The organism is Kitasatospora sp. NPDC096204, assembly GCF_044763205.1.
In the GTDB taxonomy this organism is placed as follows: Bacteria; Actinomycetota; Actinomycetes; order Streptomycetales; family Streptomycetaceae; genus Kitasatospora.
Window position 1 is genome coordinate 180,165 of record NZ_JBIWFT010000001.1, and the last position, 20,974, is coordinate 201,138.

Here is a 20,974-nt window from a genome sequence, read left to right on the forward strand (position 1 = left end):
GGTCAGCACCCCCCGCCGCTGCACTTGGGTTCGCTGCCGACCTTACCGGAGATCACCCAGCCGCCCCGCAGGTCCCCGCGGGCCCAGATCTGGTACTCCTGGAAGTAGGGCGTGCTGTTGCGCATGAAGGAGTTGAGGCTGGCCATGGCCGTCTTGGCGTCGTAGCCGTCCGCGAGGGTCACGTAGGCCCGGACGGCCCCCTTCTCCTTGGTCACGGCCCTCAGCGAGCTCTGGACGACGTCGTCCCGCTTGCTGGTGGCCGCCTTGAACTCCGACGGCACGCCGTCCACGTAGGCGTCCGACGTCTTGTCCCCTGACTCCGGGATCGCCACCACCTTGTGGCCTCCCTGGGCCAGGTCGAACGCGATCCGGTACTCGCCGACGCTGAACCCGCCCTGGGAGATCTTGCCCTTGGCCAGGCGCTTGAAGGTCAGCGGGTCGAACGGGGTGGCGCTCTCGTCGATCAGACCGGCGGCGTCCTCGACCATGTTCTTGTCGAGGATGTCCTGGGCCATGTTGGCGAACTGGCAGCCGTCCTTGGCGGAGGGGCGGCAGTACTTCTTGTTGATCTCCCGGATCTTGTTCAGGTACTCGCCGATGATCGGGTTGTCCTTCTGCATCAGCCAGGCCACCCGGGCCTCGTACCACAGCTTGCGGTTCTCGGGGGTGCCGGCCGTGGTCTTGCTGGGGGTCGACCCGCCGCCGCCACCGCCCTTGCCGGTGCCGCCGCCGCCACCGCCGCCACCGCCGCCACCGCCGCCGCCACCGCCGTCGCCACCGTCATTGCCGGTGTCCGTCTCGCAGTTGGTGACGCACTGGGGGCCGCGGGTCGGCTCGTGGAAGGTGCCGTTCATGCCGACCCAGCCGTGCAGCGCCATGTCGTTGCTGGAGCAGTCGTCGGCGCACATCTTGCGGCCGTCGGGGTCGCTGGTGCTGATCGGGTTGCCGCCCGAGTAGGCGTACCCGTTCAGCTCCTTGGGGCTGGTCGGGTTGAACTCCGGGTCGATGCTGAGGAACCGACCCAGGGAGGAGTCGTAGTCGCGCGCGCCGAGGTGGACCACACCGGTCGGCTCGTCGACGCCGCCGAGGAAGCCCCGGCTGCCCGCCCACGAGGTGGGCGCGGTGCCGCGCTGCTCGCCGTAGGGGGTCGTCCGCCGCTGTGCCGCCGTGCCGGTGGAGGCGTCGACGTTGAGCTCGGACGTGCCGTGGTGGTCGGTGACCTGGAAGGCCACCTTGTTGTCGTCCGTGCGGACGGCGACCGCCGAGCCCAGCGAGTAGTAGCGCGTGGCGGCAGGCTTGGCGGCGCCCTTGGTCAGCTTCAGCTCGGTGGCGCCGAGGTAGAGCGTCCAGCTCTCGGCGCTCGGGTTGGCGCTGTCCAGGACGTGCGAGGTCAGCCGGCTGCCGGCCGGGTCGTAGAGGTACTCCGTCGTCTTCGTGCTGGTGACGGGCCCGTTCTTGACGGTGTCGACGACCTTGCCGAGCTTGCCCTCGGCGTCCCAGGTCAGCGCCTGGTCGCTGGTGGCCCCGGCGGTGAGGTCCCGGTGGCGGGCGATGGTGTTGCCCGCCGGGTCGTAGCCCGCGGTCTCGGCGAGGACGCCGGTGCCGCTGGTGCTCCTCAGCGTGTGCGGCTGGGCGGCCGTCGCGCCGGGGTAGTTGTACTTGGTGGTGACGTCCTTGGCGGGGTCTCCGGTGATGTCGTGCCGGGTCTGGGTATCCCGGGTGCTGTCGGGGTTGAACTGCCAGCTGGTCCAGTACGGCGCCGGGCCGCCGAGCGCCTTGGCGTCGGGCTTGGCCGGGCAGCCGGTGCCGCTCGGGGTGAACGCCTCGGTGAGCCGGGCCAGGTAGTCGTACTGGAAGCACTGCCGGTCGGTGCCGGAGCGCGAGGTGTCGGTGATCGACGTGATGTTGCCGACCTGGTCGTAGGTGTAGGCGGCCGCGCGCAGCGGGGTCGCCTGGCCGTACTGGTCGGTGCGGCTGGAGGCGAGGCGCTGGGTGCCCCACTCGTACGCGTTGGTGACGTAGAGCTGCTTGTTCGCCGTCCCGTCGGACAGCGTGCTCTGCAGCGGCTTGCTGGTCAGGCTGTAGGTCTGGTTCGCCAGGTAGCTGTTCAGACCCTGGGCCGTGGTCATCCGGGTGAGGGCGTCGTAGCCGTAGGCCACCGATTCGGCGGCGAGGTTGCCGGCCGCCGGGTAGCTGGTGCTCTGCGGCTTGTTGTCGAGCCGGTAGATGGTGCCGCTGATGTAGGTCCCGGCGAGCGCCTCCTGACCGGGGACGGAGGGGACACTGAGCGTGGTCCGGCTAGCACGGCCGAGTGCGTCGTACAGCGACCACGTGGTCGTGTACGGGTAGGTGGTGCCGCCGACGGTGGAGTACCGCGTCGCCGAGGAGATCAGGCCCTTGTTGCCGGCCGGGTCCCAGGTCTGCGAGGTGAGCAGCGGGCCCGAGACGGACCCGGAGTGCAGCTCGGTCTGCCGGTCGAGGTTGTCGTAGACGTAGGCCAGGGTCTGGTTGTTGCCGTCCCGGCTGGTGGCCAGCCGGCCGCGGTCGTCGTAGGTCTTGACGGACGTGCCGGAGTCCGGGTCGACCGCCTTGACCTGGTGGCCCTGCTGGTCGTACGTCCAGCTCCACTGCGTCCCGGACTGGTCGGTCAGCTGAGTGGTGTGCCCGGCGGCGTCGTGGGCGTAGGTGATCCGGTCATAGTCACCGGTGGGGGAACCCCCGCGGTACTGGCGGATCTCGGTGGTCCGGCCGCGGGCGTCGGTGATGGTCGTCGCCGGGGTGCCGCCGGTGGGCGGGGTGACGGTGATCCGGTCGCCGCCGTACTCGGTGAGCGTGGTGGAGAGCGGCGTGCCGACGCCGTTGCCGGCCAGGGTGGTGGACTGGACGACGCGGCCGAGGCCGTCGTAGGTATTGGCGGTCTGGGTCTCGACGCCGGTGGCGTCCTCGATCTTGAACAGCGTGGTGCTGGGTGCGCCGGTGGCGTAGTAGGGGGAGTAGGCGAGCGCGGACCGGCCGTGCTCGTCGTAGAAGGCGTCGGTCAGGACCCGGCCGCCGTTGTCCCCCGGGGTCTGGCTCTGCCGGACCCGGCCGAAGCCGTCGTACAGCGTGTACGCGGTGGCCTGGGAGCCGTCGGCCAGCAGCGCCTTGGTGGAGACGGCACGGATCTGGCCGTCGTTGTCGACGTAGCCGAACTCGTGGTTCGGGCTCTGGCCGCTGCCCTTGGAGCGGTTCGGCAGCCAGACCTTGAGAGTGCGGCCGAGCGCGTCGTACTGGCTGTCGGTGCGGCGGTTGTTGGCGTCGACGGTGTCGACGGTCTGGCCGCGCAGCAGGTCGAGGTCGGTGACGGTGACCATGGCGGTGGCGGGGTTGCCCGCGACCACGGGCGGTCCGGTCGTGGTGACCTTGGTCGGCCGGCCGTTCGCCGGGGTGTAGCCGGTGGTGGTGGTCTGCGCCAGCGGGCTGGCAGTGGTCACGGGTGCCGTGGCGCCCGTGGTGTCGAACACCGTGGTGGACGCCAGCTTGGTGGTGCTGTCGGCACGGCCGTAGGCGTCGTAGTGGGTCGTTCCGTCCAGGTAGGTGGCCTGGTTGCCGGAGCGGGACTTCAGGACGTGCACGGTGGTCGGGTCACCCTTGACGGGGGCGGCGCCGTAGGCCTGGCCGTCGTAGCGGGTGCGGACGTCCGACAGGACGGCGGAGGTGCCGTCCGCCTGGGTGTCGCGGTTCACGGCCGCCGAGCAGTTGCCGGCGACCGTCTCGACCTGGACGGTGCCGGTCAGGATCCAGGCGGCGGTGTTGTCGGCGTAGGTGGTGCGGGTGCAGGTGTCATCGGTGCCCACCGCGACGTCGCCCAGGTCCTCGGTCTGCGTCGCACGGCCGTAGCCGTCGAAGGAGGTCGAGGTGCGGGTCTCGCGCCAGGCGGCGCCCGCGCCCTTGTCGAGCGAGGTGAAGGTCTTGCTCGCCTGGGCGCCGGTGAGGTTGGCGGTGGTGGTGCCCCAGTCGTTGGAGCGCTTGGCGGTCTCCTTCTTCCAGGGGGTGCTGACGGACTTGGAGAGGATCACGCCGCCGGGCTTGTCGTACTGCTCGGTGCGGTACTCGAAGCCGGCCCAGGCCTGGTCGTCGGTCAGGACGGTGCCCTGGCCGTCGTCGACGGTGACACCGCGCTTGCTGTTCTTGTCGGTAGGACTGTTGCGGTCCTGGTCCATGCCGCGCAGGTAGTAGTGGTCGGCCTGGGTGGTCGTGCCGGTGACGCCACCGGTCTCCACCCGGGCGTGGGCGTAGCCACGCCACTGGGACCAGGTCTTGAGCTTGGCCGGGGTCAGGCCGTCCTCGTCGTCGAAGTGCCAGGCGGCGTCGCCGAGGTAGGTGTAGCGGGTGACCATGTCGGGTGCGCCGCCGGTGCGGTCGGTGGCGATGACCGCGTCGACGACGTACTTGTTGAACCACTCGGTGGTCACCGGGGTCTCGTTGGACGGCTGGTACATCTGCGGGAAGCAGCGGGTGGTGTTGCTCTGCGGTGTGGGCAGGGCGTTCCAGTCGCAGGCCGCGGCGGAGTAGTTGATGTCGATCTGGCCGCCCTGCTCGTCGGTGACGGTGCCGAGCCGCTGCTTGATGAACGGCATGCGGCCGTCACCGACCTTGTCGAGCCGGTTCGCCATCTGCTTGTAGGCGAAGCCGGTCTTGGGCAGCGCGATCGCCGGGGTGGCGGAGGAGCCGGTGTGCTGGATGGAGTCCAGCAGCAGCTGGTAGTCGAAGTCGGCGGTGCCCCACTTGTGGTTCAGGGTCCACGTGTCGACCGCGGCGTAGCTCCCGTCCGCCTGGAGCGTCTTGGCGGTGACGGAGGTCAGGCGGGTCCGGGTGAAGTAGGTCGGCGAGGACTGGCCGGTGCAGTCGGTGCCGTCCTTGCAGTTCTGGTCCCACGGGGTGTCGTACCAGTACTGCCGGTTGGTGTCGATCTTCGCCGGGTCGCAGAGCGCGGTGTTGGTCTCCAAGCAGCGCTCGGCGGTGCCGAACTCGACCCGGCCCATCGGCTTGACGGTGGCCGAGTGGATGTCCTGCTGCTGCTGGCCGTACTCGATGTGCTCCAGGCGCCCGCCCCGGACGTACGGGGTGCGGTCGGTGGCCTTGAGGTTGCGGCCGTAGTTGTTGGTCTCGGGGGTGTACCAGTAGGTGATGTCGTTGCCGTGGGCGTCGACCACCAGGTCCAGGTTCCACCGCCAGCCCTGCTGGCACCAGGAGGACGCGAAGTCGGCGCCGTTGCAGGGCTCGCCCGCATTGTTGCCGTACACCGGCACCGTGTAGACCGACTTGGTCTCGGGCTTGCCGGCCGACCAGTTCGGCAGGCGGTTGTAGCCGAAGTAGTAGCTCGAACCATCGGCGGTGACGGCGCGGAAGTACTCGCCGTCGTTGTCGCCGTTGCCGCGGCCGGTGTCGCGCAGGCGGGTGACCTTGGTGTTGTCGTCTCCCTTGATCCGCCACTCGTCGGCGGAGACGGGGATCAGCTCACCGGAGTGGCCGGCGAAGCTGATCGTGGCGTTGTCGGTCCCCCAGCAGAGGTCGCCGGGGCTCGCGGTGCCGGTCTTGGGCGCGCCGTCGTCGGCACAGGCCTTGTAGCTGCGTTCGACGAAGCCGGGCGCCAGCTCGAATCCGTCGCCCGCCCAGGAGGCCTGGTTGTTGCTGTTGGCCGTCCGGCCGTCGATCGCACCGGAGTTGTAGGACAGACCGATCTTCGGGGTCAGCCCGCCGGGCATGACTGTCAGCGGCATGTCGTACGACCAGTTGAACGACCCGTTGTTCAGGGACGTCGACCACGAGGATGCCGGGGACAGCGGCGTCGCCTTGTAGTCCCCGCTGGGCCCGGCCGTTCCGGCCGTGGCCGCCACGACCATCGCGCCCGGCGCGGACGCGAGCCGCATGGACCCGGCCGGGGCCGCCGTCAGCGCGTCGGCGGCGACGGTCTGCTTCGCCACGTCGTTGCCGCCCGGCAGCGGGGTCTGCACCCGGCACTCGGGCAGGTCGGGGGTGGTCAGCGCGCACTCGGGCAGGCGGACCAGCTTCAGCCGGGAGCCGAAGCCGGAGCCCGCCGCCTGGGCGAAGGACGAGTAGTCGACGGCCAGGCCGCTGTTCTCGTCCGCGCCCGTGACGGTCAGCAGGACGCCGTTGATGCCGGCCTTGGTGGCGGCGTCCTGGCCGAGCAGTTCGACCTTCGCCTTGCCCGCCGCGCCGGCGGAGGAGACGGCGACCGGCAGCTTGCCGGCCTTGACCGCCTTGCCCTTCTCGCCGGGGACGTCGACGGTGGCGCTGCCCGCGGCGGGCAGGGAGCCGTGCTTGCCGTCGGTCTTGCTGACGGTGGTGTCGGCCTTGCGGTCCTTGGTCTTCGCCTCCGAGCCCTTGACCGGCTTCTCCGGGGAGACCGCCGAGGGCTTGGTGTACGGTTCCGCGGCCGCCGCGACGGCGGCCAGTGGCAGTGCCGGCAGCAGCGACCCGACCAGCGTGCCCGCGATGACCGCGGACACTCTGGAGCGGGTCGGCCGGGGCACCGACCTCTTCCTGCTCATGGGGAAACAACTCCTTGAGGTGAAACGGGTGTGACGGACCACGGGCCGGGCGGCAGGAAGCCGCCCGGCCCGCAGGTAGAGGGGGGATCAGACCCCGGTGGAGGTGCCGAGCTCGACGTAGTCGGCGAGCTTGACGATCTGCGCGGGGCTCAGCACGCCCTGGTACAGCCAGACGTCGTCCAGCTCACCGGAGAAGTACTCGCCCCAGGCACCGGAGTCCTTGCTCCGGCCGAACTGGAGGCCGCCGCCCGCCTCGAAGGGCTGCGGGGCGGTGGTCCAGGAGATGCGCGGGGTGCAGCCGGTCGAGCCGTCCGGGCAACCCTGGTTCTCGATCTGGCCATTGACGTACAGGACCAGCCGGTCCGTGAAGGCGTCGTAGCTGACCGCCAGGTGCGTCCAGTTCTCCATGACGGAGACGGCGGAGCTGTGCGCGGTCAGGGTGCGCGTCGCGCCGGTCGCGTCGGAGTCGCGGACCTCGGCCTGCCACTGGCCGTACGGCTGGCCGGTGGCGTCGTTGCCCAGCGGGACCCAGCGCACGGCGACGGCGCTGTTGTTGGCGCCGGCCACCGACAGGGCCGTCATCTTCCGGGCCGGGACGCCCGCGGTGTTCGCCCAGCCGGCCAGGGTGAAGCTCTGGCCGGTGTGCAGCGGGGTCGAGGCGGTCGCGGCGTAGCCGGTGGTGCCGTCCAGCAGCAGGGTGCCGGGGACGGTCAGCACGCCGCCGTCGGCCCTGACGGAGGCGCCGCCGCCGAGCTGGGCGCCGGCCTTGGCCGGGCCCTCGTCGGGGGTGACGGCCGGGGTGCCGGTGGCCGAGGAGAGCTTCCAGCGGCCGGCCAGCTGCGGGCGCTGCTGCACCATGGCGCTCGCCTCAGGGCTGGTGACGACGCGGTCGTAGACCCGCACGTCGTCGATGTCGCCGCCGAAGAATTCGCCGTTGACGCCCTCGCGGTTGACGGCACCGATCTGCATCGGGCCGGGGTTGGCCCACGGCGCGTTCTGGGTGTAGTCCGACTCGCCGACGAGGAAGCCGTTGATGTAGAAGCGCAGCTTCTTGGCGGTCGTGTCGGAGACGCCCAGCAGGTGGGTCCACTCGCCGGTGGTGCCGGCGAAGCAGGGCGCACCGTTGATCTGGGTGCCCGGGGTGCAGTCGGGCTGCCAGGTGCGCACCAGGGTGTCGGCGGAGGTGTCCTCCTTGTAGCGGCCGAAGGCCCAGCGCTTCCAGTAGGTGGAGTAGTACAGCGAGAACTCGCTGTTGTGCTGGCCGATCTGGGAGACGGCGACCTTCGCGGTGGTGTCGTTGGCGGCGGGTGCCGGCAGCTTCACCCAGGCGGAGACCGAGAAGTCCCGGCTGCCGTCGACCTGCGGGCGGGTGCCGCGCAGGTAGTCGTCCACGCCGTCCAGGTGGATCGCCTTGTCGGCGATGCCGGGCTGGCCGAGCGCGACGCCGTTGTAGGCGGTGAGGTTGTCGGTCTCGGCGGTGCCGACCGGCTTGGCGTCACTGCCGTCCAGGTGCCAGACCGCCTTGGCCGGGCGGCCGGTGGCGAGCTGCTTGTCCGCGGCCACGTCGGCGACCTCGGTCGTGTTCAGCGAACGGTCCCAGACCCGGACCTCGTCGATCGCGCCGGGCCAGTAGTCGACCCACTGTCCCTTCCAACGGGCGCGACCGATTTCCAGCGGACCGTGTCCGTCCCAGACCGCGTTCGCGGTGCCCGACTTGGCCAGGGTGCCGTTGACGTACAGCTGGATGGTCTTCGCGTCCGCGTTCCAGACACCGGTCAGGTGGGTCCACACGCCGGGCGTCGCGGGGTCGGTGGACTGGAGCCCGATCGTGCTCGCGTCCTGGTTACCGGCCGCGGTTTGGACCTTGAAGCCCCACTTGAGGACGCCGGCGACGTTCTCGATGCCGAGATGGAAGGCGTAGTAGTCCGGGCCGCCCTGGCTGACCGCCGCGCGGGTTCCGGTGGTGCCGTCGAACCGGACCCAGGAGGAGACGGTGAAACTGCGAGGGGTGTCCAGCACGGCACCCTGGGTCTCGGCGTAGCCGTTGGCGGTGCCGTTCAGGGCGAGGGCCTCTTTGAGGTGACCGGGAGCACCCGGCGTGGCGCCGGCGTTGAGGGTGGTGTCGAAGCCGCCGCCGGTGCCGGTGACACCGGTGCCGCCGGGGTTGTCGTCCATCGACCAGCCGGCGCGCTGCGGCTGCCCGGCGAGGACGTTGAAGTAGTACGTCTCGGGCTGCGAGGCGTTGCCCGCGCCGTCTACGGCCCGGGCGGAGACGAAGTGCACGCCGGCGGTCTGCGGCTGGACGCGGATCGTCTGCCCGGCGCCGCCGCTGGTGGCCACCTCGTTCGCCGCGGACGGCGAGGTGTCGAGGCCCCACTGGTACTTGACCACGTCGGTGGCGGCGGACTTCAGGGTGAACTGGCCGGTGCGGCCGACGCCGTCGGTCCACGGGAGCGCCGCGGTGGCGTCCTTGGAGCCCGGGTAGGCGTTGGAGGTGATCGCCGGGCCGTCCGGGGCGGAGGTGTCGACGATGAAGTAGCAGCCGGTCGGGTCACCGTCGGAGGACCACGGCCCCCACTGCGCGCCGTCCCAGGCGCGGGCCTCCCAGTCGAGCTGGAGGTTCTGCGGCAGGCCGGTCGGCAGTGGCCAGGAGAAGATCGAGCCGGAGGCCTTGAAGGTGTCCCCTCCCGGCGCGGCGTCCTCCGAGCCGGTGGACCACCAGCGGCGGCGCAGGCCGGTGCCGTCGTCCCAGCCGACCGCGAACTGCACGCCGATCGCCTCGCCGTCCGGGTCGGTGGCCCGGGTGGTGACCTGCGGCATCTTGTTGATCTTGATGCCCGGGTACTGGCAGACCGAGCCCGGCGACATCGTCATGTCGGACATCGGGATCTGGTTGGGCCGCAGGTTGTAGTACACCGACAGGTAGGCGTCGTCGGTGAAGCGCTTCCAGGCGAGGGTGTCGCCCTCGTTCTGGGCCTTCAGGCCGAAGGTGATGGTCGGCCAGCCCCAGTTGGCGGCGTCCTGGACGAGGTTGCGCACCGCGCCGTCCGCGCCGTACTCCAGCCAGCCGCCGGGGCAGCTGCCGCTCCAGCCCTTGGCGGTGTTGATGGTCTGCAGGTAGCGGCCCCAGAACCCGGAGGCGTTCTGGCTGTTCCAGTTCAGGCCGGGGGAGATGTAGCCGGTGTTCCACAGCTCGACGGGCCGGGCGTCGCAGGAGTACGACCAGCTCTCGTAGGTGCCGAAGGTGGCGCTGAGGATCTGCTTGCCGGCGAACGGGTTGGGCACCTGGAAGAACGCCCGCTTCACGTCGGTCGGCGCGCACCGCGAGGTGTCGCCGCAGTAGCCGACGCCCCAGTCGTGGACGTAGGTGCTGTTGTACGTGAAGTGCCAGTACGCCTGGTTGGGGTAGCTGCGCGAGACGCCCGCCCAGTCACCGGCGTGCGGGGTGTACCACGCCGGGTCGATCATCACCGGGTAGACGGTGTCCGGGGCGTCCAGCATGGCCTGGTCGGGGGACAGCACCAGGCCGTCCTTGGGCAGGTCGACCTTGAGGCGGGTCATCTTGGCGCCCTCGCCGGGCAGGTCGCCCTCGCCGTACGCGGCGGGATCGGGCTGACCGGCGGCGGGGGCGGCCTGGGCCGGAGCGGGAGCGGCGGCCGGGGCCTCGGCCTGCGGTGCCTGCTGCGGGGCGGCCTTGAGCGCCTTCGGGGCGGGGGCCGCGGGGGCCGGGGCGGGAGCGGCCGGCGCAGCCGGCTTGGTGGAGTCCCACATCACCGGGACGGGCGCCTCGAAGACGGTGCCGCCGCCCGACGGGTCCTTCGCCTTGAGGGTGCCGTCGGCCTCCTGGCTGACGGTCAGACCGTCGCCGTGCAGGCCGAGCCGAAGCTGGTCCAGCTCGGGGTTCTTCGCGGCCTCGGGCGTGCGCACCACGATGACCTGGGTGAACCCGGTCTTGGTGGCGGTCAGCCGCAGGTCGACGTCCGGCAGGATCGAGGTGTACTCGGCGGTCGCGCCGGTGACCGTCGGCTTGGGCAGCGGCTTCGGCCAGCTGAGCTTCAGCTCCTTGCCGGCCCGCGCCATCCGGACCAGCGGCTCGCTGCCGCCACCGGAGAACCGCAGGTCGGCGGTGGAGCCCTTGGGAGCGACGGCGCCGTCGGGCAGCGCCTGCAGCGTCGGGTCGAGGTCCACCCAGGTGCCGTTCTTGCGCACCCGCTTGGGCTGGACGTAGGTGGTGGTCTTCAGCTTGCCGTCGGGCTGGGCGACGGTGTCGCTGGACTCGCCGCGCTTGGCGAGCACCTCGACCGGCTTGCCGGTGCGGGCGGCTTCCTTGACGGCCAGGCTCTCCGCGCTGTCCTGGGTGTCCGTCACGCCGGGTGGCGGTGTTCCGCCGGGGACTGCGGCGGCGGCCGGCGCCACCGCGGTCGCGGCCAGCGCGACCGCGGCGAGTGCCGCGGCGAGCAGGCTGCCCGACCGTCTTGCTGCTGTTCTCACTGTGCGTAAGCTCCGACTTCCGGTATGTGGGCGAAGTTTGAGCGGATCTTCATGGACGCTTAAACGACTGTCAAAGGTTCATGAGAAAGCCGTGAGGATCCGCACAGCCGCCGATGCACCGTCAGAAGGGGAGCAGCTCAGTTAAAACCGGATAAACCGACCGGCCCATTGTGGCGCAACTCACACTCGAAAAAGAGGTCGGAGAGTCGGGTTCCGAATTCGGGAGGCGGTAGCGAACGGTAACCATGCTGGTCATCAGGGGTGCGCGGGCGCCGCGCGAGGTTCAGCGGGGCCTGGCGGCCCGGGGCGGCAGGGTCCGCAGGGCCTGGGCGATCTGGCTGAGCCAGCGGGTCTCCGCCTCCATACCGCCGATGTGCGGCAGATGGGGCTCGGCCGCCGGCGGGACGGTGCCGGGAGCGCCGTCGTCGGGATCCCGCACCCGGACGCGGAGCAGGGCCTCGGCGATCCTGGTGGCCTCGGCCCGCGCCGCGGCATCGGTGCCGCGGGGTGCGCCGCCCGCCCCCGCCGGCGGCTCGGCCGTGCGGTAGCGGCGCAGGATCAGCAGCCCGTCCCGGATCTCGATGACCCGGCGGTAGAGCGCGAGTTCGGCGTCGGCCGGCGGCATCCGGCCGGAGCTGAGGGCGATCTGCGGGAAGGCCGCGTGCAGCGCCCGCCACAGTGGCCCGAGCGACCGGTAGCTGCGGTACGCGGCCCGCCAGCGCCGGGCGGCGCGTCCGGCGCGCGCCCACAGCAGGGTGGTGGCACCGGCCAGCAGCAGGACCGCGCACAGCCGTCCGAGCACCAGCGAGACCGGGTCCTCGGTGGTCAGCTGGCGGCCCGAGCGCAGGGCGCCGAGGACGTCGTCGAACCCCCACGCGGCCCAGAGCAGGCCGACGGCGGCGGTGAGGGTGATCAGGCCGAGGGCCGTGCGCAGGGCCGTGGTGTCGGCCTGGCGGGTCCAGTACAGCGTCTGGCGTGCCAGGGTGACGAGGCAGCAGGCCACGTAGCCGGTGATGACCAGGTCGTAGCCGGCCAGCGCCACCGGGCCGAACGCGCCGGTGGCCACCATCTGGCCGCCGTCCTCGCGGATCCCGGCGAGCAGGAACAGGGCGGTCGCCGAGAGGACGGCGAGGGCGGTGCCGGCCTGGCGCAGGCGTGGCGCCCGGGCGTCGGCCGCGGGACGGCGCAGCGCGACGGCGGTCAGCGCGAGGAACCCGGCGGAGCCCATCTTGAGCTGGTCGGCGAACATGCCGGACAGGCCCGCCAGGCCGGTTCCGTGGTCGATGTCCGCCCTGGTCTGACCGGCCATCAACGCCAGGAAGGCGCCGAAGCACCAGGCGAAGCAGCAGGTGTGGCGCAGGGCCGGTGTGCGGCCGCGGCGCCCGCCCGCGAAGAAGCGGTACGTGCTCAGGCCGAGCAGCAGGACCGCGGCGCCGGCGAGGACCGGGTCAGTCATGCGGGCCCGGCGGGCGGCGGGAGCCCAGCAGGGGGAAGAGCCGGTGCGCCCACTCGGCGTCGCGGGACTGGGCGCCGGACGGACGGCCGCCGGGCAGCAGGGCCCGTTTGAGGATCAGCGAGGCGAGCAACTCCGCCTCCTGCTCCTGGGGTTCGAGGTAGACGGTGCGCCCCAGGACCTTCCCGATCATCGTCGGGGAGAGGTGCGGCAGCAGGCCGCGGGTGAGCCCGGGATCGGGTGAGGGGCTGTCGGCGTGGCCCAGCAGCAGGTGGGCGTACTCGTGCACCAGGATGTGCTGGCGGTGCACCTCACTGGTGTCCTCGGCGTACACGATGTAGTCGGCCTGACCGGTCGTCACCAGCAGTCCGCAGGGCGCTCCGGGCTTCGCGGGGACGGCGATCAGGTCGATCGGGCGGCCGCGGTCACGGGCGAGGCGGGCGACGAGCTCGGCGGCGTCGAACGGGTCGGGGAGGTCGAGCGACTCGCTGATCGCGCGGCAGCGCCGCATCATTCCGCCGTGCCGTCGGATCCACCGCAATGCGCGCCTCGCCTATCCGCCGGGGCCGACGTGGCCGGTCGACCGTCGCGGGGTGCCTCCTCGGCGGCACCACGTCGTACTCACTGGGAGGGCTTGCCCCTGGCAGCCTCCCGGCGAGCGATAGTCTCGATCACATCGGAGACCGTGTCCAGAGCTTCGGGCGAGAGTTCCACCGCCCGCAGCGCCATGTTCCGGACACCGGCGTCCCGCAGCGCCTCCAGCAGGGCGAGTTCGGCGACGATCTCCTCGGGGCGGTCGTCGAAGAAGTAGGCCGGTGAGACGTGGAAGAACGCCGCCAGGGCCTCCAGGTGACGCTTGGTCGGGTTGTCGCGCTTGCCGGTGCGCAGCTGCCACAGGTAGGTGGCCGAGAAGGTCTCGCCGGTGGCCTCGCGACAGGCGCGCGCCACGTCCTCGTTGCTGTACTGCTCCCGGTTGGGGCGCCGGACCGTGCGGAACAACACCTCGATCTTCTCGGCGAGCGTACTCGCCCCGGCTTCCGCCATCTCCGCCTCCTGCGCCGCCACTTCCGGTCACGGCGACGCTGGAGCACGGGGCCGGCCGCCGGGTAACCATCGTAGCTTCGGGCGTGGCGCCACCTCCCGGCAACGGCCCCCCGGAACGAACACGCGAACGGACGTCGGAACGAACGAGGGTCCGGCCCTCGGGGGAGGGCCGGACCCGACGTCCTCTGCGGAGGTGGTGCGCGCGGGTCAGCAGCAGCCGTAGCTGAAGCTGCCGCAGGTGCCGCACCAACTGCGGTCGGTGTCGCCGCAGAGGTCGTTGTAGGTGATCTGTTCCTCACCGCCGGTGAGGGCGGTCAGGTCGGGTTCGCCCAGCGGGTGGCCGGGGGCGGTGTGGGCCTCCGGGTCCTTCCAGGACCGGACGACCTCGTCGTCGCTCATCGTTCGACTCCTTCCCGGTCGCTCAGCAACAGCCGACGCTGAAGCTGCCGCAGGTGCCGCACCCGGTCTGCATGGAGGCGCAGATGTCGAAGATGGTGATCTGCTCCTCGCCGCCGGTGAGGGTGGTGAGGTCCGGTTCGCCGAGGGGGTGGCCGGGGGCGGTGTGGGCCTCCGGGTCCTTCCAGGACCGGGCGATCTCCTCGTTGCTCATCGTTCGACTCCTTCCCGGCCGGTCAGCAGCAGCCGAAGCTGAAGCTGCCGCAGGTGCCGCACCCGGTGATGTTGGTGGTGCAGATGTCGTACACGGTGATCTGCTCCTCGCCGCCGGTGAGGGTGGTGAGGTCGGGTTCGCCCAGCGGGTGGCCGGGGGCGGTGTGGGCCTCCGGGTCCTTCCAGGACCGGGCGACGTCGTCGTCGCTCATCGTTCGACTCCTTCCGGGCCGCTCAGCAGCAGCCGTAGCTGAGGCTGCCGCAGGTGCCGCACGCGGTCTGGTTGCTGCAGATGTCGAAGATGGTCATCTCCTGCTCGCCGCCGGTGAGGGTGGTGAGGTCCGGCTCGCCCAGCGGGTGGCCGGCGGCGGTGTGCGCGGCCTCCGGGTCCTTCCAGGACCGGACGATGTCCTCGTTGCTCATGGCGTTCCTTCCGTTTCGGGTTCCGGGAGTGGAGGTGGCCCGGCCGTCAGCAGTGGGTGCCGGTGGCCCAGGTGGGGCAGCAGCCGGCGCTGCCGAGGGCCTCGCTGCCGCCCTCCTCGTCGGAGAGGCCGCCGACCATCAGGCCGAGGTCGACCTCGCCGGACGGGTGGGCGGGGGCGGTGGCGCGGGCGGTGTGCTCCGGGTCCTTCCAGGCGCGGGCGATGCTGTCGTCGCTCATGGCGGTCCTGCCTTTCGGTGGGTGGTTGTACGACCGGGCGGCCGGGTGGCCGACCGGGGCTCCGGGGACGGGCGTCGGGCGCCCATCGGATTCGGCCCGTCGGGTTCAGTCCGTCGGACTCGGCTCGTCGGGTTCAGTCCGTCGGATTCGGCTCGTCGGGTTCAGTCCGTCGGGCTCGGCCCGTCGGATTCAGTGGCTCGCGGCGGGGCGCACGTCGCTGTCGGCCGCGCCGAAGAGCAGGCGGTAGACGCCGTCCTGCTCGATCAGCTCGTCGTGGCGGCCGCGTTGGACGATCCGGCCGTGTTCGAGGACGAGGATCTGGTCGGCGTTGCGCACGGCGTTGAGCCGGTGGGAGACGACGATCCGGGTGACGGCGAGGTCGGCGAGCGCGCCGTCGACGTGGCGTTCGGTCTGCGGGTCGAGGTGGCTGGTCGCCTCGTCGAGCAGCAGCAGTCGGGGCCGGTGCACCAACGCCCGGGCCAGGGCGACTCGTTGGCGCTGTCCCGCGGAGAGGGCCGAGCCGCTCTCGCCGACGGGTGTGTCGTAGCCCATCGGCAGGGCCAGCACGTCCTCGTGCAGTCCGGCGATCCGCGCGGCCCGGATCACCTCGGCGTCCTCGGCGTCGGGCCGGCCGAGCGTCAGGTTGTCCCGGATGCTGCCGCCGAAGAGGCTCAACTCCTGGAGTACGGCGCCGCAGTGGGCGCGCAGGTCGGCGAGGTCGAGCCGGTCGATCGGCACGCCGTCGTGCCGTACCGTCCCCTCCTCGGGCCGCAGCAGGCCGAGCAGCAGCAGGGCCAGGGTGCTCTTGCCGGAGCCGGTCCTGCCGACGATGCCCAGCTTGCCGCCGGCGGCGACGGACAGGTCGATCCCGCTGAGGGCCGGTGCCCCGGACGGCTGGTAGCGGAACGTCAGCGCGCGGACGTCCACGGCGGTGGCCCGCTCCGACGCGAGCCGCAGCCCGCCACCGGTCTCCGTCGGCGCGTCCAGGACGTCGAAGAGGCGTTCCACCTGGGCGTTGACGGTGAGGTAGAGCTGGCCGGTGGTGGACAGGGTCTCCAGCGGTGCCAGCAGGGACAGCACCAGGCTGTTGGCGGCCAGCATGGTGCCCAGGGTGGAGCGGCCGGTCATGACCATCCAGGCGCCGACGCCGAGCATCAGCAGCGGGCCGAGCGAGGTCATCGCCCGCTGGGCCCCGGAGAGCCGGGCGGTGGCCCGGCCGCGCCGCAGCATCGCGCCCTGGTAGCGGGTGAACAGCCCCTGCCAGTGCTCCACGGCGCGGCCCTCCACGCCGTTCGCCTTGAGCGGCAGGATCGCCTCCAGCGCCTCGACCAGGTAGCTCTGCTCCTCCGCCCGGGCCACCAGCTCCAGTTGGGCGAGGTTGCGCAGCCGGCGGTGGGACTGGAGGACCAGGAACAGCTGCAGCAGGAACAGCGGGGCGACGGCCAGCAGGTACAGCGGCTGCAGCAGGACGACGGCGACCAGGTAGCCGACCAGCAGGACGCCGTCCAGGGCGACGGTCATCAGCTGCTGGGTCATGGTCTCCCGGGTGCTGGAGACGCTGGACATGCGCATCAGCAGGTCGCCGCGTCCGCGTTCGAGGAAGAACTGCAGCGGCAGCCGGAAGAGGTGCTCGACGAAGGAGCGGGTCAGCACCAGGTCGCCGCGCCGGCGCAGCGCGAGCAGGGCCAGCGCGCGCAGGGCGGTGAGCAGTCCGGTGAGCAGGGCGATGCCGACGGCGGACAGCGCCAGCAGGACGGGCAGGCCGGTGCGGTGCTGCGGCAGGAGCGTGTCCACCACGGTGCGGGTGAGCAACGGGACGGCCAGGCCGAGCAGTTGCAGCGCTCCGGTGACCAGGGCGGTCAGGGCGAGCAGCGAGCGGCCGCCCGGGGCAGCGAGGAAGCGCCGCAGGTAGCGGACCATCGGCCGGTCGCGCAGCGGGGTGTGCCGCTCCTCGAAGTGCTCGCCCGGTTCCAGGGCGACGGCCACGCCGCCGAACAGCTCGTCGAAGTCCCGCCGGGAGATCTGGCGGCGTCCGCCGGCCGGGTCGACCAGCCGGACTGAGCGACGGTCGACCCGTTCCAGGACGACGAAGTGATGGGTCCTCAGGTAGGCGACCACCGGGCCGCGCAGCGGTCGGTCCAGGGCGGCCGCTCCGCGGTCGACGCGGACGGTCAGGCCGACCTGCCGCGCCGCGTCGACGAGCACGGCCACCGACGCGCCGTCGCGTCCGGCGCCGAGCAGCGGGCGGCAGTCGGCCACCGTGGAGTCGCGGCCGTAGTGGCTGAGCACCATGGCCAGGCAGGCCGCGGCGCACTCGGTGCGGGTGAACTGGAGCCGCAGCGGCACGCGGTGGGCGCGTCGCCGGGGGCCGGTCCGGGCGGCGTCGGACGGGGAGGTCACGGGGCCTCCTGCGGCGCGAGCAGGAGAACGGGGGCGACGCGGTCGGGCGCGGCGATCCGTAGCAGTCCGTGGCCGATGCCGGCCAGGCCGGTCATCAGACCGGGCGTGGGGATGCCGCCCGGGGTGCCGCAGACCGGGCCGCGCTCCTCGATCCCGGCCAGCAGGGCGTCGCGGGTCCGCCGGAAGTGGTCCTCGGCCCCCGCGACCCCGGTGCGGGCGGCTGCGGCGAACAGCTCCAGATTGCCCAGACCGCCGTGGCAGAGGCTGTCGTTGCCGTCCTGGCCGACGGCGGCGGTCGAGCGTACGGCGCGCAGCAGGGCCCGGTCGTCCGCCGGGGTGCGGACCGCGGCGGGCAGGTCGGCCCGGAGCAGTCCGATGCCGGGGGCGCCGTGGCACCAGGCGTGCACGTGGGCGATCGTGCCCGGGGGCGGGGTGGCCTGCCAGGGCCTGGGGGTCTGCTCCCGGAAGTCCGGCCAGTTGTCGAGCTCGGGGTCGAAGCCGTCCTCCTCGTAGGCCAGGGCGGCCCGCCCGGTGCGCAGCGCGTCCGCGTCCCCGGTGCGGGCGGCGTGGCGCAGCAGCGCCCAGCCGATCCCGCCGGCGCCGTGGGACAGCCCCAGCAGTGGCCGTTCGCCGGTCAGCGGGGTGCGCCAGGCGACGGTGCCGCCGGGCTGCGGCTCGGCCTTGTCCGCCAGCAGCTCGGCGCAGCGCCGGGCGCAGTCCTGCGCGGCGCGGCCGTGCCGCCGCACCAGGGCCTCGGCCACGGCGAGGCAGCCGGCGGCGCCGCCGATCAGGTCGAGCTGCCGGTCGTCGTCGAGGCCGTGGGCGGCCGCGGTGAGCAGCTCCGGTACGGGCCGCGCCAGCGCGGGGTCGTCGAGCAGGACGGCGGCGCAGTCCAGCGCGTAGGCGGTGCCGGACAGCCCGCCGAACGCCCCCCAGGTCCGCTTCGGGGTGCGGCGCAGCGCGTGCGCGAGGTGCTCCGGGAACGGTGCCAGGACGCGGCGGGCCCACTGCGCGTAGCGCTCCTCCCCGGTGACGGAGGCGAGCTGGGCGAGGAACAGCGCGAGGCCGGGGTAGCCGCCGTACAGGTCGTCACGCAGGGCGGTGACCCGCCACTGGTCCCGGGCCAGGTCGAGCCCGAGCCAGCCGGTCCGTGCGCCGGTGCGGCGCGCGTCGGCCGTCAGGCGGTCGGCGACGGACCGGGCGAGGCGCAGGGCGCGGTCGGCGGGGGAGCGGTCGGCCTCGGCCGGGGAGTGGTCGGCGGTGGCGGGCCGGGCCGGCCGGGTGGCGGTGGCCGCGGATTCCGGTCCGCCCGCCCGCGGGTTGGTGGTGCGGGCGGCGAAGGCGGCCCGGATGATCCAGTCCTGGGTGGCGAGGTCGTGCTCGTCCATGGCGGCGATGATCCGCCGGGCCCGGTCGAGGCCGGACTCGGGCAGCGCCAGCGGCAGCGAGTGCCCGCGGTGGGTGTGAAGGTCGCGGGAGCCGACGACGGCGCGGAACAGCGGGACGTCGCCGCTCCAGAGGTCCTCGGCCTCCAGCGCCAGCAGCGGCCGGAGCGCCGGGTTCTCGGCGGACTGGGCGAAGATCAGCCCGAGCACCCGGTCGCGGTCGAGCGCGTCCCGGGTGACGTCCGGGTGGGTGCTCTCGCTCAGCAGGTGGGCGTAGACGCGGGTGGCGCGGACGATGGTGCGGGCGGTGTCCTCCCGGAACCGCTCCAGCGGGCCGTCGGGCGCGAGCAGCGCCCCGCGGTGGGCGGCGATCGTCCGGTAGCCGGCCTCGAACCCGGCGCGCAGGGACGGCATGTGGTTCGCCGGGTCGACGTCCCGGCCGTCCAGGCTGGGCCGGTTCGCGCTGCCCCCGAAGGCGCGCTGCACCCGGGTCAGGCGCATCCCGTCGGTGCCGCCGTCCTCCCAGGCGGGCATCTTGAAGGGCAGCACGGCGCCCTTGTCGGCGCCCATCCCACCGACGTCCAGCACCGCGCCGCCGTCGCCGACCAGGACGGAGGGCAGCAGCCCCACCCGCTGCACCGAGTGGGCGAGCAGGTGCTGTGCCGGGTCGTCGTCGACCAGCGGGCTGCCGCTCAGGTGGGGCACGCCCACGTGGAACAGCGACTCCAGGTCGACCGCGATCGGCTGTTCCCCCACGGCGATCACGTTCTCGAAGTGGAAGTCGGTGGCGGCGAGCGCGTAGAGCAGGGCGAGCAGCGCCCCGAGGCGGTGGTAGAACCGTTCGGCCGCCGCGTGGTCGGCGCAGGGCGTCGGCTCCACGAACTCGATCCAGCCGTACTCGCCGCGGTCCCACACCGCCACGGTGCCCAGGCCGAGGTCCGGCAGGGCGGCGTTGTACCAGTCGACGACCGCGTTGAAGTGCTCGTGGACGGCCAGCGGCCGGGGCTTGTACACCAGCCGGGCGCCGGAGGAGAAGGTCAGCAGCGCGACCGAGCGGCCCGCCTCGTGGCCGTCGCCGCCGCCCGTGCGGACCTCGGTCAGCTCGCCGGGATCGCGCCCGCCGAAGAGCCGCTCGACGAGTGACGGCCGGTCGGCGGTGAAGCGTTCGAGGAACTCCCGGTGCGCGTGGACGGCGTTCCCGGTGACGGAGGCCAGCAGCCGGGCCAGGACGGCGTACTCGTCGAGGAGCGCGGCCAGCCGCTCGGGCTCGCGCTGCCAGGCGACGAAGGAGCGGAAGCGTTCGCGCGGGGTGTCGCCGGCCAACTGGCCGGAGAGCCGGGCCACGTGGAGCTCCAGCACCAGGGTGCGGCCGAGCGAGGAGACCAGCTGGTCCCGCAGGCTGTCGGTGAGCGAGCGTCGGACCGCCGCGCGGGCGTCCTCGGCGGTGGCGTTCCCGGCGGGGGCGGAGGCCGCCAGCAGGCGGTGGGCCTCGGCGAGGAAGGGCTCGACGAGGACCGCGAAGTCGGCGAAGCCGTGCTGGTGTCGGCCTTCGGGTGCCACGTCGTGCTCGTCGCCGTGCTCAGCGCGGTGCTCGTGGCCGTGCTCGCCGCGGTGTGCTTCGTCGGGGGCCGGCGGCCGGTGGGCGGCGCGCGCCATGACGTCCTCGACGAACCGGGCCCAGTCCGGTTTGGTGGTCCGGGCGGCCAGGCTGTCGGGGTGTTCGGCGAGCAGCCGGCGCAGCAGCGGCGGGTCGATGCCGAGGGCCCGGGCCTGGACGTCGGCCGTGTCCGGGGTGTGGTCGGGGAACGCCGAGCGCCAGCGGGCCAGTCGGCGGTCGGCGCGCCAGCCGAGGCTGCCCTCGGCCGGGCTGTCGGGCACCGGGGCGGGCGGTTCGCCGTCGGCGGTCAGGCGCTCGGCCAGCCACAGGCCGCGCGCCCACCAGCTGCCGGTCAGCGGCGCGCGGTCGACGCGTGACCAGGGGGCGGCGGTGGCCGCGGCATCGGGCGGGGTCTTCGAGGGCATGCTGAACTCCTGGGACGCGGAGGGCGGACGAGCCGGGGCGGACGGACGGGGCGCGGCACAGAGGCGGCCGTCGGCTGTCGTGAAATGGAAGTACCCAGTCGATTCATATGAGCTGATGTCGACGCCAGGCGAGTCTGCCCTCGCTCATGACGGTGCGTCAAGTGGTGTGAATGGACATGCCCGAGCCATTCATCTCAGCTGTTGAAGCGGGCCGGTCGAGCCGGGCGGCGTGACCTGCCGGAACGCGCGCAGGTGCCCCCGGAGTGCCGAACACCCGGGGACACCTGCTGAGTTGGTGGATCGATGCGGTTGTCGAAAGTGGTGCGCGCTGCTCAGACCTCGTGCGGCGCGGTGC

General features: G+C 72.6%; 12 protein-coding genes. All 12 read right to left on the reverse strand.

All coding sequences use genetic code 11. The annotated features are described in order from the left end of the window. Positions 1–2: 2 nt before the first annotated feature. The 12 genes from ACIQ87_RS00620 to ACIQ87_RS00675 all read right to left on the reverse strand — a co-directional run bounded on the left by ACIQ87_RS00620 (position 3) and on the right by ACIQ87_RS00675 (position 20,619). Entirely contained in the window at positions 3–6,554 is a 6,552-nt protein-coding gene (locus ACIQ87_RS00620) for an RHS repeat domain-containing protein (RefSeq protein WP_402399406.1), read from the reverse strand. 87 nt (positions 6,555–6,641) lie between these two features. Then, positions 6,642–11,045 (reverse strand): LamG-like jellyroll fold domain-containing protein, encoded by a 4,404-nt coding sequence (locus ACIQ87_RS00625; protein WP_402399408.1) that lies wholly within the window; start codon positions 11,043–11,045, stop codon positions 6,642–6,644. 283 nt (positions 11,046–11,328) lie between these two features. Continuing rightward, positions 11,329–12,501, reverse strand: a complete 1,173-nt coding sequence (locus ACIQ87_RS00630) for an MAB_1171c family putative transporter (RefSeq protein WP_402399411.1) — start codon at positions 12,499–12,501, stop codon at positions 11,329–11,331. Further along, positions 12,494–13,012, reverse strand: a complete 519-nt coding sequence (locus tag ACIQ87_RS00635) for a ParH-like protein (protein WP_402399414.1) — start codon at positions 13,010–13,012, stop codon at positions 12,494–12,496. Before ACIQ87_RS00635 ends, ACIQ87_RS00630 begins: the two co-directional genes overlap by 8 nt. A 107-nt stretch (positions 13,013–13,119) precedes the next feature. After that, positions 13,120–13,542 carry an XRE family transcriptional regulator gene (locus ACIQ87_RS00640; protein ID WP_402399416.1) on the reverse strand — a complete coding sequence of 141 codons (423 nt, stop codon included), beginning with the start codon at positions 13,540–13,542 and terminating at the stop codon, positions 13,120–13,122. Positions 13,543–13,749: 207 nt separating this feature from the next. Then, a complete protein-coding gene (locus ACIQ87_RS00645; RefSeq protein WP_402399419.1) occupies positions 13,750–13,941 on the reverse strand; it encodes a hypothetical protein in 192 nt (63 codons plus the stop codon). Positions 13,942–13,963: 22 nt separating this feature from the next. Further along, entirely contained in the window at positions 13,964–14,152 is a 189-nt protein-coding gene (locus ACIQ87_RS00650) for a hypothetical protein (protein ID WP_402399422.1), read from the reverse strand. Between the two features lie 22 nt (positions 14,153–14,174). Beyond that, positions 14,175–14,363, reverse strand: coding sequence for a hypothetical protein (locus ACIQ87_RS00655; protein WP_402399425.1), 189 nt, complete (start codon positions 14,361–14,363; stop codon positions 14,175–14,177). 22 nt (positions 14,364–14,385) lie between these two features. Continuing rightward, the gene (locus ACIQ87_RS00660; protein WP_402399428.1) at positions 14,386–14,574 is read right to left on the reverse strand and encodes a hypothetical protein; all 189 of its coding nucleotides are present in this window, start codon (positions 14,572–14,574) and stop codon (positions 14,386–14,388) included. 46 nt (positions 14,575–14,620) lie between these two features. After that, positions 14,621–14,812, reverse strand: a complete 192-nt coding sequence (locus ACIQ87_RS00665; protein ID WP_402399431.1) for a hypothetical protein — start codon at positions 14,810–14,812, stop codon at positions 14,621–14,623. Positions 14,813–15,001: 189 nt separating this feature from the next. Beyond that, positions 15,002–17,212 carry a peptidase domain-containing ABC transporter gene (locus ACIQ87_RS00670; RefSeq protein ID WP_402399434.1) on the reverse strand — a complete coding sequence of 737 codons (2,211 nt, stop codon included), beginning with the start codon at positions 17,210–17,212 and terminating at the stop codon, positions 15,002–15,004. Next, complete coding sequence (locus ACIQ87_RS00675; RefSeq protein ID WP_402399437.1) at positions 17,209–20,619, reverse strand: type 2 lanthipeptide synthetase LanM family protein; 3,411 nt, start codon at positions 20,617–20,619, stop codon at positions 17,209–17,211. The genes ACIQ87_RS00670 and ACIQ87_RS00675 overlap by 4 nt, the downstream gene beginning before the upstream one ends. Positions 20,620–20,974 lie beyond the last annotated feature (355 nt).

Coding starts and splice junctions, on each gene's coding strand:
- ACIQ87_RS00620 (WP_402399406.1), bottom strand. CDS start 6,554: ATGAGCAGGAAGAGGTCGGTGCCCCGGCCGACCCGCTCCAGAGTGTCC.
- ACIQ87_RS00630 (WP_402399411.1), bottom strand. CDS start 12,501: ATGACTGACCCGGTCCTCGCCGGCGCCGCGGTCCTGCTGCTCGGCCTG.
- ACIQ87_RS00635 (WP_402399414.1), bottom strand. CDS start 13,012: ATGATGCGGCGCTGCCGCGCGATCAGCGAGTCGCTCGACCTCCCCGAC.
- ACIQ87_RS00640 (WP_402399416.1), bottom strand. CDS start 13,542: ATGGCGGAAGCCGGGGCGAGTACGCTCGCCGAGAAGATCGAGGTGTTG.
- ACIQ87_RS00645 (WP_402399419.1), bottom strand. CDS start 13,941: ATGAGCGACGACGAGGTCGTCCGGTCCTGGAAGGACCCGGAGGCCCAC.
- ACIQ87_RS00650 (WP_402399422.1), bottom strand. CDS start 14,152: ATGAGCAACGAGGAGATCGCCCGGTCCTGGAAGGACCCGGAGGCCCAC.
- ACIQ87_RS00655 (WP_402399425.1), bottom strand. CDS start 14,363: ATGAGCGACGACGACGTCGCCCGGTCCTGGAAGGACCCGGAGGCCCAC.
- ACIQ87_RS00660 (WP_402399428.1), bottom strand. CDS start 14,574: ATGAGCAACGAGGACATCGTCCGGTCCTGGAAGGACCCGGAGGCCGCG.
- ACIQ87_RS00665 (WP_402399431.1), bottom strand. CDS start 14,812: ATGAGCGACGACAGCATCGCCCGCGCCTGGAAGGACCCGGAGCACACC.
- ACIQ87_RS00675 (WP_402399437.1), bottom strand. CDS start 20,619: ATGCCCTCGAAGACCCCGCCCGATGCCGCGGCCACCGCCGCCCCCTGG.